The 15,701-nt window shown below is 68.7% G+C and carries 16 protein-coding genes; 13 read left to right on the forward strand and 3 right to left on the reverse strand.

The annotated features are described in order from the left end of the window. Positions 1-68: 68 nt before the first annotated feature. The 11 genes from folP to C5E07_RS01890 all read left to right on the forward strand — a co-directional run bounded on the left by folP (position 69) and on the right by C5E07_RS01890 (position 10,794). Positions 69-1,931 (forward strand): dihydropteroate synthase, encoded by a 1,863-nt coding sequence (gene folP, locus C5E07_RS01845; protein ID WP_104298192.1) that lies wholly within the window; start codon positions 69-71, stop codon positions 1,929-1,931. Beyond that, a complete protein-coding gene (gene folK / locus C5E07_RS19695; RefSeq protein ID WP_181057705.1) occupies positions 1,924-3,153 on the forward strand; it encodes a 2-amino-4-hydroxy-6-hydroxymethyldihydropteridine diphosphokinase in 1,230 nt (409 codons plus the stop codon). The genes folP and folK overlap by 8 nt, the downstream gene beginning before the upstream one ends. Next, positions 3,150-3,749: a DUF3180 family protein gene (locus tag C5E07_RS01855; protein WP_104298194.1), complete on the forward strand. Its 600-nt coding sequence runs from the start codon at positions 3,150-3,152 to the stop codon at positions 3,747-3,749. Before folK ends, C5E07_RS01855 begins: the two co-directional genes overlap by 4 nt. Before the next feature lie 144 nt (positions 3,750-3,893). Continuing rightward, entirely contained in the window at positions 3,894-4,979 is a 1,086-nt protein-coding gene (locus C5E07_RS01860) for a response regulator (RefSeq protein WP_181057707.1), read from the forward strand. Continuing rightward, positions 4,976-5,938 carry an ATP-grasp domain-containing protein gene (locus C5E07_RS01865; protein WP_104298196.1) on the forward strand — a complete coding sequence of 321 codons (963 nt, stop codon included), beginning with the start codon at positions 4,976-4,978 and terminating at the stop codon, positions 5,936-5,938. The genes C5E07_RS01860 and C5E07_RS01865 overlap by 4 nt, the downstream gene beginning before the upstream one ends. Continuing rightward, positions 5,931-6,710 carry a PHP domain-containing protein gene (locus C5E07_RS01870; RefSeq protein WP_104298277.1) on the forward strand — a complete coding sequence of 260 codons (780 nt, stop codon included), beginning with the start codon at positions 5,931-5,933 and terminating at the stop codon, positions 6,708-6,710. Before C5E07_RS01865 ends, C5E07_RS01870 begins: the two co-directional genes overlap by 8 nt. Further along, a complete protein-coding gene (locus tag C5E07_RS01875) occupies positions 6,707-8,206 on the forward strand; it encodes a glycosyltransferase family 2 protein (RefSeq protein ID WP_258063743.1) in 1,500 nt (499 codons plus the stop codon). The genes C5E07_RS01870 and C5E07_RS01875 overlap by 4 nt, the downstream gene beginning before the upstream one ends. Then, a complete protein-coding gene (locus C5E07_RS19340; protein WP_160071101.1) occupies positions 8,203-8,343 on the forward strand; it encodes a hypothetical protein in 141 nt (46 codons plus the stop codon). Before C5E07_RS01875 ends, C5E07_RS19340 begins: the two co-directional genes overlap by 4 nt. Beyond that, positions 8,340-8,699, forward strand: a complete 360-nt coding sequence (locus tag C5E07_RS01880; protein WP_104298197.1) for a response regulator — start codon at positions 8,340-8,342, stop codon at positions 8,697-8,699. Before C5E07_RS19340 ends, C5E07_RS01880 begins: the two co-directional genes overlap by 4 nt. Continuing rightward, positions 8,699-9,067: a response regulator transcription factor gene (locus tag C5E07_RS01885; protein ID WP_104298198.1), complete on the forward strand. Its 369-nt coding sequence runs from the start codon at positions 8,699-8,701 to the stop codon at positions 9,065-9,067. The genes C5E07_RS01880 and C5E07_RS01885 overlap by 1 nt, the downstream gene beginning before the upstream one ends. Further along, on the forward strand, positions 9,064-10,794 hold the full coding sequence (locus C5E07_RS01890) for a cell wall metabolism sensor histidine kinase WalK (protein WP_104298199.1): 1,731 nt from the start codon (positions 9,064-9,066) through the stop codon (positions 10,792-10,794). Before C5E07_RS01885 ends, C5E07_RS01890 begins: the two co-directional genes overlap by 4 nt. 57 nt (positions 10,795-10,851) lie before the next feature. Here C5E07_RS01890 and C5E07_RS01895 read toward each other — a convergent pair whose 3' ends face one another. Next, entirely contained in the window at positions 10,852-11,928 is a 1,077-nt protein-coding gene (locus tag C5E07_RS01895) for a GTP-binding protein (RefSeq protein WP_104298200.1), read from the reverse strand. Between the two features lie 43 nt (positions 11,929-11,971). On the opposite strand from C5E07_RS01895, the gene ykgO reads away from it, so the two are divergent. Further along, positions 11,972-12,094 carry a type B 50S ribosomal protein L36 gene (gene ykgO / locus C5E07_RS01900; protein WP_104240281.1) on the forward strand — a complete coding sequence of 41 codons (123 nt, stop codon included), beginning with the start codon at positions 11,972-11,974 and terminating at the stop codon, positions 12,092-12,094. Positions 12,095-12,271: 177 nt separating this feature from the next. Beyond that, positions 12,272-13,261, forward strand: coding sequence for a UDP-glucose 4-epimerase GalE (gene galE / locus C5E07_RS01905; protein WP_104298201.1), 990 nt, complete (start codon positions 12,272-12,274; stop codon positions 13,259-13,261). On the opposite strand, the gene C5E07_RS01910 is transcribed toward galE, so the two are convergent. Beyond that, the gene (locus tag C5E07_RS01910; protein WP_104298202.1) at positions 13,251-14,426 is read right to left on the reverse strand and encodes an acyltransferase; all 1,176 of its coding nucleotides are present in this window, start codon (positions 14,424-14,426) and stop codon (positions 13,251-13,253) included. The genes galE and C5E07_RS01910 overlap by 11 nt on opposite strands. A 29-nt stretch (positions 14,427-14,455) precedes the next feature. Next, positions 14,456-15,541: an acyltransferase gene (locus C5E07_RS01915; RefSeq protein WP_104298203.1), complete on the reverse strand. Its 1,086-nt coding sequence runs from the start codon at positions 15,539-15,541 to the stop codon at positions 14,456-14,458. Positions 15,542-15,701 lie beyond the last annotated feature (160 nt).

A 15,701-nucleotide genomic window follows, 5' to 3' on the forward strand; every position in this document is an offset into this window, starting at 1 on the left:
CGGGGTTCGATTCGCGGGAGGATGGAACCAGACCCGCGCCGCGGGCCACGCGGAGTGAGGACTTGCAGATGAACGACATCGATTCGGGGTCGGTGGGGCGCATCGACCTGGTGCGTGCTCAGGCGGCTGTCCGGGAGTTCCTGTCGGCGATCGGTGAAGATCCTGATCGCCCTGGGCTCGAGCGCACGCCGGTCCGTGTGGCTGAGGCGGCGCTCGAGCTGTTCGGCGGTGTCGGTGTGGATGCGCGCGGGCCGCTCGCGAGTGCGAGGTTCCCGGTGGCGGAGATCGAGTCGCCGTTCGAAGAGGATGCTGGGGTGGCTGTGACCGGGGGAGTGTCGCAGCCTGTCGTGCTGCGAGATCTCGCGTTCCGGTCGGTATGCGAGCATCATCTGCTGCCGTTCTCGGGGCGTGTGCACCTCGCGTACGTGCCGTCTGCGTCGATCGTGGGGTTCGGCCGTCTGCACCGCATGCTCGAGACGCTCTCCGCACGCCCGACGCTGCAGGAGCGGCTCGGCGACGAGCTTGTCGACGTCATGATGTCGGCGCTGGATGCGCGTGGTGCCCTCGCGGTGATCGAGGCGAGTCACGCCTGCGCGGGGCTTCGCGGCTCCCGCCAGCAGGCCGGCACCGTGGTGACGGTGTCGGCGCGCGGGGAGCTGTCGGACCCGGTGGCCCGGGCGGAGATCATGGGGCTGATCGGCTCGCAGTCCCAGGCGCAGGTCACCTCGGCGCCCGAGGTTCCCGAGGGCGCTGCCGGATCCGATCAGCCAGTCGCGGTGCAGGGGCAGGTGCTGCGCGGTGCGCGGTTCGATCCGGTGCGCCGCTCTCGCTCGACGGCGGGCGAGGACGACGCGCCGCTGTTCGTCGAGCAGGAGGCCTCGGGGTCCGAGCAGGCGCTGGCGTTCGAGGCGTCGGCCTCGGCTGCGGAGGCGCAGTCGGGTGCGGGTCTTCCGGCCGCGGAGACGCCGACCGAAGCCGCTGGCTCAGCCGCGGTCGCCAGCTCGGTGGATGAGGCCGACGACACTGGGCCGGTGACGACGAACACGAGGCCGTTCGCCCTGCCGCAGCGCTTCACGAACCTGCTGCAGCCGGCTATCCCGAAGCGTCCGCGCATCCTGGGCATCCTGAACATCACGCCTGATTCGTTCAGCGACGGCGGCAGGTTCGAGGACCTGTTCAGCGAGAAGCGCCGCACGAAGCGGGCCATGCGACGCGCTCGGGAGCTCGTCGACCAGGGCGCAGACATCATCGACGTCGGCGGCGAGTCGACGCGGCCGGGCGCGGTGCGGGTGCCGCAGGAGGAGGAGGCGGCCCGCGTACTGCCGGTCGTCAAGGAGCTGGCGGCGCTCGGTGTGCTGGTGAGCATCGACACGATGTACGCGAAGACGGCCGCGGCTGCGCTCGCACTCGGTGCTGAGTACGTCAACGACGTGTCCGGTGGTCTGGCCGATCCGGCGATGCTCGAGGTGGTCGCCGAGAGCCGGAGCCCGTTCATCCTGAGCCACTGGCGCGGCCATTCGGTGCGCATGAACGAGCTCGCCGACTACCGCGACCCGGCGGCGGAGATCCTGGCCGAGCTGGCCGGTGCGCGAGACCGCGCCGTCGCGGCGGGGCTCGACGAGGCTCAGATCGTCCTGGATCCGGGCCTCGGGTTCGCGAAGCGCAGGGATGACAACTGGGCGGTGCTGCGCGAGCTCGAGCAGTTCGTGGCGCTCGGGCACCCGCTGCTCGTGGGCGCCTCCCGGAAGCGCTTCACGGGCGAGATGCTGCGCTCGGACGCGCAGGTGACGGAGCGTGACCTGCCGACGGCGGTCATCACGGCGCTGGCGGCGAAGGCGGGCATCTGGGGCGTGCGTGTCCACAATGTCGAGGCGAACCGGGTGGCGTTGGATGTCGTCGCCTCCTGGCGTGAAGGAGCACAGGATGACTGACCACATGAGCGGGCACGAGCCGGACCTCGATCGGCGGCGCGGTGCGGAGGTGCGGGCGGCCCAGGCGGTCGCGGCCGGCGGGCAGGCGCACGAGCACGCGTTCACGCGTGAGCGGGTCGCGGATGCGAGTGGCGGCGGCGCCGATCTGGCGCCTGGTGCGGTGGCGGCTCTTCGCCCCGGCGCGCCCGAGCCTGAGCTCGACCGCATCCTCATCACGCGCATGCATGCGCGCGGGCATCACGGTGTCTTCGATCACGAGCGCCGCGATGGTCAGGATTTCTATGTCGACGCGGAGGCGTGGGTCGATGCGGCGGCGGCTTCGTCGAGCGACCACATCGGCGACACCCTGCACTACGGGGAGTGGATGCACGCGCTGCACGCGATCGTGACGGGCGAGCCGGTCGATCTCATCGAGACGCTCGCGGAGCGTCTCGCGTCGGCGACGTTCGGCTTCGACGATGCCGTGGCCGTGCGCATCACGGTGCACAAGCCGCAGGCGCCGGTCGCGCTGGACTTCGAGGACGTGGCGGTGAGCATCCTCCGGCACCGGCCGACGCTGCGGGGCGATCATCTCGAGTCGTCGGCGGCCCACGCGGTGTCGGCGAGCGCGGAGGACGACTTCCACGCCCGTGAGGCGGCAGCAGCGGCGGCGGCGGGAACGGCGTCCGACGCGGCGATCGTGATCGGCTCCGGGGGTGCTCCGAACGTCGCACCCGCGGAGCCGGCGCGTCAGGTCCGTCAGGCCGTGATCGCGCTCGGCGCGAACCTCGGCGACCGGGAGGCGACGCTGAGGTCGGCCCTTCGGAGCATCACCGAGCTGCCTGACACGAAGCTCGTCGCGGCCTCGAGCTTCTACGAGACCCCGGCGCTCACGCTCGAGGGGGTCAGCGAGGAGGCGCCCGCGTACCGAAATGCGGTGGTGCTCGTCGACACAAAGCTGCCGGCGACGGAGCTCCTGCGGGCGCTGCACGCGATCGAGGATGCGCATGGGCGCACCCGCGAGACGCGGTGGGGGAGCCGGACGCTGGATCTCGACCTCATCCAGGTGGCCGGCGAGGTCAGCAGCGGCGAGTTGGTGCTGCCGCATCCGCGGGCGCACCAGCGCGCGTTCGTGCTCGCTCCGTGGCTGGAGGTCGATCCGCGCGCGCAGCTCGCCCCTCACGGCAGCGTCGCTGAGCTGCGGGCCGCGGCGGAGGATCGCGTCGAGCGGATCGCTCAGTGAACCTGGCGAGCAGAACGAGGCCGGGCCTGCTCGTCGGGCTCGGCGTCATCGGCGGTGTGCTGGCCTGGTGTGTGGAGACGTGGCTCGTGAGCTCCGGGCGCGCCGTCGTGGCGCCCCCGCTGACGATGCCGTTGACGCTTGCTGTTCTCGCGGGGCTGCTGCTGTGGCTTGCGTGGCCGATCCGCGCGTACACGCGCCGTCTGTGGCGTGAGCGTCGAGATGCCGAGTCTCGGAGGCGGGCCCCCGGGCTCGAGCGAGACCGGTCGTCGAGCGACGGCGCGCGTCCAGAAGATGGCGCCACGGAGCCACAACGTGAGTCGAAGGGGAAGCGCGTCGACCCGCAGTACGCGTTCCGGGTTCTCGCGTTCGCGCGCGCGGCGAGCCTCGCGTCGTCGCTGCTGGCCGGTGCGGCGCTCGGCGTCCTGGCGTTCGCGGTGACTCGCACGGTGCCGCCTGAGGAGCCCATCTGGCACGCGGTCCTCTCGCTGGTCGGGGCAGTGGCTCTGCTCGTCGTGGGCCTTATCGCGGAGTCGTGGTGTCGCATTCCTCCGGGGGGAGAGGAGCCGACGGCATCGCAGGATGCGGTCGCCGCGTAGCGGTCGTCGTCGAGGTTCCGCGTCGCCCGAATGGCGGCAAGTTCATAGGCATTCCCTTTTCGTATTCTCCGGGTATTTCTCACGCATTCGAGAATCGCCGGAAGCGGGTGCCGCCGGTTGCTTTTCCGATTACTGTTGGCGACTATGCCAGAGGCTTCGTACCGCATTCTCATCATCGAAGACGATGGCGACGTCGCCGAGTTCCTGGAGACGGTGCTTCGGAGGCGCCTCGGATGCGAGGTTCGCGTGCTTCGGGACGCGGTTGCCGTGCTGATGCACGTGAATGACTTCAACCCCGACCTGGTGCTCACCGATGTCGAGCTGCCGGGGGCGAACGGACTCGAGGTTCTCGGGAGTCTGCGAGAGATCAAGCCAGATCTGCCCGTCGTCGTCATGACGGCACACGCCTCCGTCGAGTACGCGGTGCGCGCTCTGCGCGATCGCGCCGACGAGTTCCTGCAGAAGCCCATCCCTGGTGCGCTGCTGGTGAGCACAGTGCAGCGTCTTGTCGAGGCGGCGAGGGCCAAGCGAGCGCGCAGCCCGCGCCGGCGGGTGCTCGCGATCGGTGCGCATCCGGACGACGTGGAGATCGGCGTCGGCGGCACGTTGGCGGCGCATGCGGCTGCTGGCGACTCGATCGTGATCCTCACCCTGTCTCGCGGCGGCCGCGGCGGTGACGCTGCGGATCGGCAGCACGAGTCGCTTGCCTCTGCGGAGTCGCTCGGTGCTCGTCTCTTCCTCGAGGACCTCACGGATACCGCGATTCCGAACAATGACCCGACGGTGGGCATCATCGAGCGGGTGATCGCGGAGACCAACCCGACGATCGTCTACACGCATTCTCGGAATGACCGCCATCAAGACCATCGTGCCGTGCACGAGGCGACGCTCGTCGCGAGTCGGCGGGTCGCGAGTGTGGCCTGTTATCAGAGCCCGTCGTCGACGATCGACTTTCGTCCGACGCGGTTCGTGACCGTCGACGGATTCACGGATATGAAGCTCGGTCTGCTTGCGCAATTCGCGTCGCAGGCCGACATCCGCGACTACCTGGCGCCGGACTTCGTGCTCTCCGCCGCACGGTACTGGTCGCGCTTCGGCACTGGCACGTACAGCGAGCCGCTCGAGGTGATCCGGGATGCGAGTAGCATCACTGCGGAGCGCGGCGACGGTGAGTTCGCGACGGTGCATAATCTGGGCACGACTGAGACTGAGAAGAAGAACCGCGCATGAGATTTCGAGTCCTGGTCACGGGTGCCGGCGGGCCGGCTGGAGTGGCGGTCATCCGCTCTCTCCTCGGTCGAGATGACCTCGAGGTGTTCGCCGCCGACATGGACGGCTGGGCGAGCGGCCTGTACCTGGTGGATGAAGCGCATCGGAGGCTCGTTCCTCCTGGCCTCTCCGAGGGCTTCTGCGACGCGCTGATCGACCTGGTCGCCGCCGACGGCATCGATGTGCTCGTGTCGACCGTCGACGTGGAGCTCCCGCCGCTCGCGGCGCGACGCGCGGAGCTCGGCGCGGTCCTCGCGGCGCCCTCCGCGGAGGCGCTCGCGACGTGCCTCGACAAGTGGCTGCTGGTGCAGGCGTGCGAGCCGCACGCACTGGTGCCGGCCACGGCTCTGCTCGACGACGAGGGCATCGCGCGCGACTGGGTGTTCCCGGTCATCGTGAAGCCCCGCAGCGGTGCGGGCTCTCGCGGAGTGCACCTCGTGCATTCGCGGGAGGAGCTCGAGGCGAAGACGCGGGATACTGCGCTGCTCATCCAGGAGAACCTCCCGGGCGACGAGTTCTCCGTGGACGTCGTGATGGGTGCCGACGGCGAGGCGATCGCGGCGGTTCCCCGTCTGCGTGCTCGCGTCGATTCCGGCGTGGCGGTCGCCGGCAGGACGGTGCACCGCGCTGAGCTCGAGGAGACGGCCGCCGCCTGCGCCCGTGCGGCTGGGCTCGTGGGGGTGGCGAACGTGCAGCTGCGGTACAGCACCGATGGTCGCCCCGCGCTGCTGGAGATCAACCCGAGGTTCTCTGGCGCCATGCCGTTGACGATCGCGGCCGGTGTCGATATGCCGTCGCTCGCAGTGGATATCGCGCTCGAACGGCCGGTTCCGTCGCGCGTCGAGTTCCGTGAGGTCGCGAATGTCCGCTTCCTCGAGGATGTGTTCCTGCCCTTTGACGAAGTTCTCGCTCGTGACTGACACGAAGGCGGGTCCCGGTCTCGAAGCGCTGCTGCTCGGCGACTGGCATGTCCATTCCGATTTCTCGGACGACGCGGAGAGTCCCATCTCGGCGAACGTCCGTGCCGCCGAACAGCGCGGCCTGGTGACGATGCGGGCGACCGATCACGTGCGCGGCAGCACGGCCTGGGTGCCGGACTTCGTGGCTGCGGTCGTCGCGGCGAGGCGCACCACCGGGGTCGAGCTGGTGATCGGCGTCGAGGCGAAGATCATGGATGCGCGGGGCACGCTCGACGTGCCGAGCGACCTGCGGGTGGGGGCCGGAGGGGTGGATGGCATCGTCATCGCCGATCATCAGTTCCCTGGTCCGGAGGGCCCGTGGTCGCCGCGTGAGACGCGGGAGCGTCTGGCGGCTGGTCTTGCGGTCGAGGATGCACTCGATCTGCTGATCGGGGCGACGATCGGCGCGATGCGGACGGCTGGTGGCGGTGCGCAGCTGGCGCATCCCTTCTCGATCCTTCCCAAGGTGGGCATCGAAGAGTCTCAGCTCTCTGCGGAGCACCTCTCGGCGTGGGCGTCTGCCGCTCGTGAGACGGGAACCTCCATCGAGGTGAACGAGAAGTGGGTTTGCCCGAGTTCGCGGGCGATCGAGGCTGCTCTCTCGGAGGGGGCGACGCTGGTCGCCTCGACGGATAGCCACCGTGCTGCTGACGTCGGTGTCTATGCCCGGGTTCGCGAGCTGCTGGCGGAGGTGCCCGCGTTCGGTTCGTCGGACGCCGGGGGGCTCGCGTGAGCGCCGACGCCTGGCTCGATATCGGCGGTGCGGTGCTGGCGACGATCTTCGTCGTGTTCGTCGCCATCGGCGCTATACCGGCCTTCACGATGGCCTACCAGTTCCTCATCGTGCCGCTGCACGCTCGTTTCAACCACTACGAGAAGGCTGCGCCGTACCTGCCGAACGTGGCCGTCGTCGTCCCGGCGTGGAACGAGGGGGCGGTGATCGGCGGGTCCATCGACCGGCTCATGGCCCTGGAGTACCCGCCGGAGCGGCTCAGGGTGTACGTCGTCGACGACGCGTCGACGGACGACACTCCTGACGTCGTCCTCGAGCGTGCCGGTCGGTACCCGGGCCGGGTCTTCCACCTTCGTCGCGAGAAGGGCGGGGAGGGCAAGGCGCACACCTTGAACCACGGGCTCCGCCGCGTGCTCAGCGAGGACTGGATGGAGGCGCTGCTCATCATGGACGCCGACGTCATCTACCTTCCGGATTCGATGCGGAAGATGACGAGGCATCTCGCCGACCCCGAGGTGGGGTCGGTCACGGCCTACATCAGCGAGGGCAGCCTGCGCAAGAACTACCTGACGCGGTTCATCGCGTTCGAGTACGTCCTGTCGCAGGTCGGCAGCCGGCGTGCGCAGAATGTGCTCGGAGCTCTGGCCTGCCTCGCTGGAGGTGCGCAGCTGCATTCGCGCGAGAACCTGCTTGCCATCGGCGGGCAGATCGACACGAGCTCGCTGGCGGAGGACACGGTCACCACGTTCGAGACGCAGCTCTCGGGGCGCAAGGTGGTGTTCGAGCCGCACGCTGTCGTGCTCGCCGAGGAGCCGCGTCACGTCGGGGATCTCTGGAAGCAGCGGCTTCGCTGGGCCAGGGGCAACGTGCAGCTGACAAAGCGGTACAGCCACCTCTGGTTCCGCCCGTCGAAGGAGCACAAGCTCGGCACGATCTCGTTCGGCCTCTTCTGGTTCAGCGTGTTCCTGCTGCCGGTGCTGATGCTGCTCTCGTCGGTGGGCCTCATCGGCTTGTACCTGATGGATTCGCCGCTTGCCATGCTCGTGTTCCGCGCGCTCTGGATCGTGGTGGGCTGCGCATACGTGTACATCATGCTGTTCGCCGCACAGCTCGATCCGAAGGTGGGCAGGGTGGCGTGGCGTGAGGTCTTGCTCTTCCCCGGGCTGATCTCGATGGTCGTGCTGCTGGCGGCGTTCTTCCCCGGCCTGTTCGAGCAGCGCATCCCGGCGATGTTCGGTCTGACGCTCACCGAGGGCGGATACGACGCGTGGAACCTGGCGATCTTCGCGTGGATCTCGCTGTGCATGGTCGCGGCGTGGGGCATGAAGCTGATCGACTCGACGAAGTTCGGCCGGGTGGTGAATCCGTTCCTCGTCTACCTCATCGGCTACGGGCCGATTCTCTGCGCGGTGACGTTCGACTCCTACATCAAGGAGGCGCGCGGCGCCGCGATGACGTGGGACAAGACGGAGAAGAGCGGAGCCGTGCTGGCATGAGCGAGTTGGGTGAACGCCGTCTGACGGAGGAGATCAAGCGGGACGCCAGAGCGGAGAACCGCCTGTACCTGCAGGCGACGCTGGCGTTGGTCGGCGTCGCAGTGCTGGTCGTCGTGAGAGAGGTGTTCTTCCTGTGAGCGCTGACCAGTTGCGGGTGCTGATCGTGGACGACAATGCGGACCAGCGCGAGCTGCTGCGCACGCAGTTCCGGAAGGCGGGGTGCGCCGCGAAGTCGGCGGCGACGCTCGACGAGGCCCTTGCGAGCATCCGCGTGGAGGTCCCGGACGTCGCGGTGATCGACCTGCTGCTGGGGGTCGGGAGCGGCTGGGAGGTGCGGGAGCGGATCTGCGAGCTGGTTCCCGAGGTGGCGATCGTCATCTCCTCGGTGCTCGACGAGAGCGACTACCCGAGCTCGGACGATGTGCTCCCGAAGCCGTTCACGGGCAAGCAGGTCAAGGGACTTGTCGCGCGTCTGCGTGCGAGGCGCACCTGATGGCGGCGAGGGTGGTGATCGCGGATGACGACGACGACATCCGCTTCCTGCTCGAGACTGCCGCGCGACGGGCCGGCTTCGAGATCATCGGCTCGTACGGCGATGGGGTGAGCGCGCTGCGGGCCGCCCTCGAGTCGGTGCCGGATCTGCTGCTCCTGGACGTCTCAATGCCTGGGCTGTCGGGGCTCGAAGTGCTCGCGCGCGTGCGCGCCCAGGAGGGCGACGTTCGGGCGCACGCGATCATCGTGTCGGCCAACGCCAATGTCGTGGCGCAGGAGGCTGGTGAGGCGGCGGGCGCGGATGACTATCTGACGAAGCCCTTCTCGCTGGCGAGTCTCGTCGCGAAGCTCAGAGAGGTCCAGCCATGAGCGTCTCCGTGAAGAGTCCGTTCGGCCAGTTCACGGTCGACACGACGTCGCCCGCCATCCGTCAGCTCGCGTCGGTGCTCGGCCTGCTGATAGCGCTCGGGGCCATCCTCCTCGTTCCCGGGGCCCTGATCACGGAGCCCGTTCCGGCGTGGACGGGGGTGGTGATCGTCGTCGCCCTCGCGGGAGCTGCCTTCCTGGTTCCGTGGGACACAGCGCCGCCGTGCACGCGGCTGATCCTCCCCATGGCTTCCATGCTCGCCCTTGGCCTCTTCCGCGTGGGAACCGGTGGGGCGCTGTCGATGTTCACGTCCCTCGTCCTCCTGCCGCTGATCTTCATCGCGACCGAGCCCGGGCGTCGGGCGATCTGGTGTGCCATCGGCACGCTGCTGGTAACGCTCGCGCTTCCCTACCTCATGGGGACGGCGCCGTGGAATGATCCGCAGATCCTGCGGATCGTCTTCACGCCGCTGGTGTTCGCGGTCATCGCGAGCGTCATCAACGAGATGTCCCACCGTGCCAGGGTGCAGGTGGAAAGCGCCAGGCTCTATGCCGAGGAGCGCGAGCGACGCCTGCTGGAGGTGCAGGCGAGCGAGAAGGCGCGCGAGGTGGCCACCCGTGAGCTGCGCGCCTCGGAGGCCTTCAACCTCAGCGTCTGGAACGCGGCGGTCCACGAGATCGCCATCGTGACGGAGCTCGACGGGACGATCGTGGCGTGGGGGCCAGGGGCGCGCAACCTCCTCGGTCCGTCGTCCTCTGCTGTCGTCGGCAAACGCAATGTCACGGACTTCCTCTCCGAGGTCTCCGCGTCCGCGATCCGCGGCGAAGGCGATGACGACGAGGACGGGAGCCGTCTGCTGCGCCGTCTGGTCGAGACCGCGGGATGCAACGAGCAGGCCGGCACGCTGGTCGAGCTCGTTCGCGCCGAGGACGAACCCATGCCGGCGCTCATGACGTGTGCTCCTCGCAAGACGCCGGATGGTGAGACGGTCGGCCACATCTTCATCGCCTACGACATGACGCCGGTGAACGAGGCGTCTCGGCTCAAGGACGAGTTCGTGGGCACCATCTCGCACGAGCTGCGCACGCCCCTGAGCTCGATCCTCGGCTACCTCGAGCTCGCCCGCGATGAGGAGAGCGGCCCGCTGAACGACGAGCAGCGCCACTATCTGGACGTCGCGGAGCGCAATGCGAACCGCCTGCTGTCGCTGGTCGGCGACCTGCTCTTCGTCGCGCAGGTCGATGCCGGGAAGGTGCCGATGGAGTTCTCGCCGGTGCGTCTGGGGGAGGTCGTGCGGCTTTCCCTGGAGACGGCCCTGCCGACTGCTGCGCAGGCGTCGGTCGAGTTGGTCGGCGAGGCCGGCGGCGAGGACGTCGTCCTCTCCGGGGACGCGATGCGGCTCGGGCAGGCGATCGACAATCTGATCTCGAACGCGGTGAAGTTCACTCCGGAGGGCGGCGTCGTCCGTGTCGGGGTGCGGCGTGACGGGAACGAGGTCGTAGTCTACGTCTCGGACACCGGCATGGGCATTCCCGAGGAGGAGATGCACCGCCTCTTCACCAAGTTCTTCCGTGCTACGACGGCCACGAAGCAGGCGGTCCCCGGTGTGGGTCTCGGCCTGAACATCACGCTCGCCATCGTGAAGGCGCACCGTGGGCGCCTCGAGGCGTCCAGCACGGTCGGCAGTGGCACGACGTTCGAGATCCACCTCCCGCTCTCCGCGCGCTGAGGGCGGCTACGCCCAGGGCGGTCTCGGAGGGTGGGCCGGGCTCGTCTCCTCAGCCGGTCATTCCCACCCGGGGAACGGGTCGGCGTAGTCGCACCAGGCACTGGGGCCCGCGATGAGCTCCTCGTCGGTGAGGGCGCACTCGTGGAGCAGGCTGGCGATGGCGTCGGTGCGGAGCTGGCGCCCGAAGACGGCAATCGACGTGCCGAGGGGTGCGTCGGGGTCCGAGCTCGTGACGCCCGATGCCCCGAGCTGGATGTTGCCTCCCGTGCTCGACCAGTCGCCGACGTGATCTGCCCTGTTGGCGAGGCGGAAGTGTCCGCGTGATCGGGTGATGAGCCCGACCTGCTCGGGGGTGAGGTTCGCGAGACCGGCGGCGAGGCGCTCCGGGTGGAACGGTCGTGGCTCGGTGAAGACGGTGCAGTCGATGTGGCCGCGGGCTGGCGGGAAGTGCGTGCGGTCGTCGAGGCGCAGCATCCATCCGGCGGTCGAGGCGAGCTGGTGTGCGAGCCCTGGTCGGATCGGTCTGAGGTGCCTGCCGAGGTCCGAGGCCGCGGCCGGGGTGGTGATGACCGCCGTCGGGTTGAGCTGCTGGATGAGCGTGCAGGTCTCGCTGACGTGGCCAGAGGGGTGTGCGTCGGCTCCGGTGAGCACGACGATGGTGGCGAACTCGAGCTGCTCGGCGAGCGTGGCGGAGGTGTTGGCATCCTCGGGTAGCGGCGTGCCTTCTTGGAAGAGGAGGCGTCGGATGTCGCCGATGCTCGCGACGGTGATGAACTCTCTGGCCCCGACGGTGACGTCGGCGGTGTCCGGCGCGGAGGGGTGGCTGCGTGCCTCGGCGATGACGTGGTCTATGGCCAGGCCGACGCTCTGCGTCTCGGCGTCCGAGGAGAGCTCGACGATGATGTTGCCCCTGCGTCCGTCCGCGGCTTGCCGGAGGAGGTCGTCGGCGATGTCGACGCCGAGTTCCAGGGCGTTCGTCTGCTCGTCGCCGAACTCCGTGACGGGTGTCGGTCCGCTCGGTTCTCCGCACATGAGCGCGGTGACGAGCTGTCGGCCCGAGGTCTCGAGCCCGCTGACGAGTGTCAGGCCGAGCGAGCTGGTGACGGTCTGGGCGCTTGGTCGATCGGAGGTCATGGGGCTAGTCTAATGAGAAAGGTTCTCAAGAAGAAAGGTCCTCGTGAAAGTTCGCAACTCGCTCAAGGCGCTCAAGAAGGTCCCTGGTGCGCAGATCGTACGTCGTCGCGGCCGCGTCTTCGTCATCAACAAGAAGAACCCGCGCATGAAAGCCAGGCAGGGCTGAGTCCGTTCCCATGATCGTTTCGCTTCGTTTAGGCGCGCGATCAGGGAGATCGGCCACGGTCGGCCCGGGCGGCTCCGAGAACTGCCAGAATGTCGGAGGGCGCGCTTCGGTGGGCTCGACGACATCGGCAACGGCGCGCAGGAGCGCGTCGATTGCGCACCTCTGAGGGGATTCTCCATGACTGTGCTCATCACCGGCGGCGCCGGCTACATCGGCGCTCACGTGCTCGCGGCCCTCGAGGCTCGCGGAGACAAGGTGGTTGTCATCGACGACCTCACGACGGGAACGGCGGAGAAGGTCGGTGCCACGCCGCACTTCGACTTCGACATCTCGACGACGGGTGCGGCGGACGCGCTGGCCGACATCATGCAGGCGCTCGAGGTGACGAGCGTCGTGCACTTCGCCGCGAAGAAGCAGGTGGGGGAGTCGGTCGCGAGGCCCGCGTGGTACTACCAGCAGAACATGGGTGGCCTCGCGAACGTGCTCGAGGCGATGCAGCGGGCAAACGTGAAGAGCCTCGTGTTCTCGTCATCGGCGGCGGTGTACGGACTCGGCACGGGCTCGGACGAGCCGATCCGCGAGTCTGACGTGAAGAACCCCATCAATCCGTACGGGCAGACGAAGCTCGCCGGCGAGTGGCTCGTGCAGGCGGCGGCGAAGGCGGCGGGCATCAGCGCCGTCTCGCTGCGCTACTTCAACGTGGCCGGTGCTGGCAGCGACGAGCTGGCCGACCGCTTCGCCCTGAACCTCGTGCCGATGATCTTCGAGAAGCTCGCGGAGGACAAGGCGCCGCTCGTGTTCGGCGACGACTACCCGACTCCGGATGGCACGTGCGTGCGCGACTACGTGCACGTCGTCGACCTGGCCGACGCGCACCTGGCGGTGCTCGACGCCATCGCGGCGGGCACGCCGGTGTCTGCCGAGTACAACGTGGGTCGCGGTGAGGGCTACTCGGTGTTCGAGGTGGTGGATGCGGTGCGCCGCGCGAGCGGTCTGTCGTTCGAGCCCGAGGTGGCCCCGCGTCGGCCAGGCGACCCTGCCCTCCTGGTGGCTGACGCATCCCGGATCAAAGACGAGCTCGGCTGGACCGCGCAGTACACGCTCGACGACATGGTGATGTCCGCCTGGTCGGGCTTCGAGCGCAACGGGGCCCCGCTCAAGGCGTAGCGGGGCTCCCGCTCGTCCGCAGCTTGGGGAAGACGAATGCGGCGTCACCTACCGGCCACCGCCGCAGCCAGCAGAACAGACAGCTGAGGCCGATCGCGACGACCGTGTTGATGATCAGCATCCAGGTGGGGTCGAGCAGGCCCCAGTCGCCGACCCACGAGGTGATCATGATCTGCGCGGGGTAGTGGACCACGTAGAAGACCACCGAGTTCCGGCCGATGTACTGCAGCCAGCGGGCGCTGTCGCCGTCGCGGCCGCGCGTCGTGCCGGTGAGGCGCCGCGTGATCATGATGATGGCCGCGACGCCGGCGAGCACGACGGGGATCCACACGAGCTCGTAGCGGTCGATGAGGCGCGTTGCGGCGGTGAGGGATACGTCACTTGGCGCGGTCGAGCTGGTGTCGGAGACCAGGCGGAGTGCTTGGTCGAGGCCGAAGTAGGTGCCGTGGGTCTGGCCGATGAGCAGTGCCCCGAAGCCGACGGCGGTCAGCGTGCAGGCGATGATCACCGGCCACCGCTCGAAGCGCGCGAGCTGGCCGCGGTACTGCGCGATGAGGTGGCCGGCGAAGAAGAAACCACCGTAGTAGGCCAGGTCTCCGAGCGGGACGAGGGGGACGATTCCGCGGGTGGAGAGGATCGCGCTGAGCGCCCAGAGTCCGAGCGGGACGACCGCGAACCAGGGGCCGCGGATGCGCGTGAGCAGGGGAGCGACCAGGTAGTAGATCGCCAGGTAGAAGATGAACCACAGCCAGCTGAGAGCTATCCAGCTGCTGGGCTGCGTCCAGCCGTCCTGCATGGTGACGAGCCAGTAGACCGTGCCCCAGACGAGGTAGGGCCAGAGCAGCGTGCGCAGCTTGCCCGCGAAGTACGCGGGGCCGGTCTTCGCGAGGGAGCGGCCGAGCAGCATGCCGGAGAGCAGCAGCAGCGTGCTCATGCGGTAGGGGGCGAAGAACGTGTTGAGGTCGCTGATGAGGCTCGTCGGCGCGACGTCGATGAGGAAGATGGGGATCGCGCTGGCGTGGAAGGTGACGACCAGCAGGATCGCGGCACCGCGCACGAGGTCCATCCAGTGCTCGCGGCCCGAGGCGGGCGGGGTCGCCTGGCGCGATGGGCCTCGAGGCGACGGCCGCTCGGTGGGTGCGAGTGCGTGGGCTGGTGTGGTCATCGGGCTTTCAGACGGGGCGCGGGCGGGGGTCACCGTGCACGTGCCGGGCTCAGCTGCTCTCGTCTCGGGAAGACGAAGAGCGCATCCACGACGCGGCTGCGGCGGCGGAGTGCGACAGCGGCGAACGCTACGGCAAGTGCGGCCAGGATGCACGCGGTCATCATCATGGGCTGTGCGGTGACGCCCCAGGAATCGAGTAGCTTCACGACCACGATCTGCAGCGGGTAGTGGACGAGGTAGAAGACGATCGAGTTGCGGCCGACATACTGCAGCGCGCGGGACAGCGCGGACTGGCGGGCGCCGTCGAGCGCTCCGCGGACGCGTCTCGCGAGCAGCATGGTGCCCGTGATCCCGGCGAGCACGACGGGAACCCAGATCAGGTCGAAGCGCTCGATGGCGCCGTTGTCGTCGGTTGCCGGTGTCTCCGCGCCGCCGAGGGCCAGGCCGTGCTCCTGGAGCACGAGGAGGACCGCGAAGATGGAGCTGCCGGCGAGGAGCGCGAGCATCGTCGGCGTCGTGTCGAAGCGGCGCAGCCGGTGCCGGTTCTCGGCGACGAGGTAGCCGGCGAAGAAGAAGCCGCCGTAGTAGGCGAGGTCGAAGAGGGTGCCGTCCGGCGCGGCGATGCTCAGCAGCCAGAGGGTCACCGGCACGGAGGCGAACCAGGGGCTCGGGATCCGGGTGAGCAGCGGCGCGGCGAGGTAGGCGAGGAACAGGCAGAGGATGAACCAGAGCCAGCTGCGGGTGATCCAGCCGTCCGGGCGCATCCACTCTGTCGCGTTCTCGGTGGCGATCCAGAAGATGACGAGCCACACCACGTAGGGCCAGGCGAGGGTGCGGAGCTTGCCGGCGTAGTAGTGACCGCGCGGTTTGGCGAGGGCGAGGGGGAGGAGTAGTCCAGACAGCAGCATGAGCGAGGTCATGCGGAAGGGCGCGAAGTACAGGGTGAGGTCGTCGATGACCGTGCCCGGGGTGACTTCTGCGATGTGCATGGGCACGTCGATGGCGTGGTTGGCGATGACGAGCAGGATGGCGGCGCCGCGGATGATGTCGATCCACCGTTCGCGGTGGCGGGGGAGGGTCGCCGCGGGCTGTCTCGCCGCGTCGTGTGCTGCCATGAATTCCCCGTCTCGCCGTGTCTCGACGCTACACTTCCCGGTTTTCTGGGCCGGAACATGGCGAATCGAGACAAAGTTCGGACCAATTCCGGGGCTAAATCCCGGGGATTTGAGCGTGTCGGGGCAATCGAAAGTTCCCAGGGGAGTATCAGCTTGGCCG

Source organism: Pseudoclavibacter sp. RFBJ3 (genome assembly GCF_002931375.1).
GTDB lineage: Bacteria > Actinomycetota > Actinomycetes > Actinomycetales > Microbacteriaceae > Pseudoclavibacter.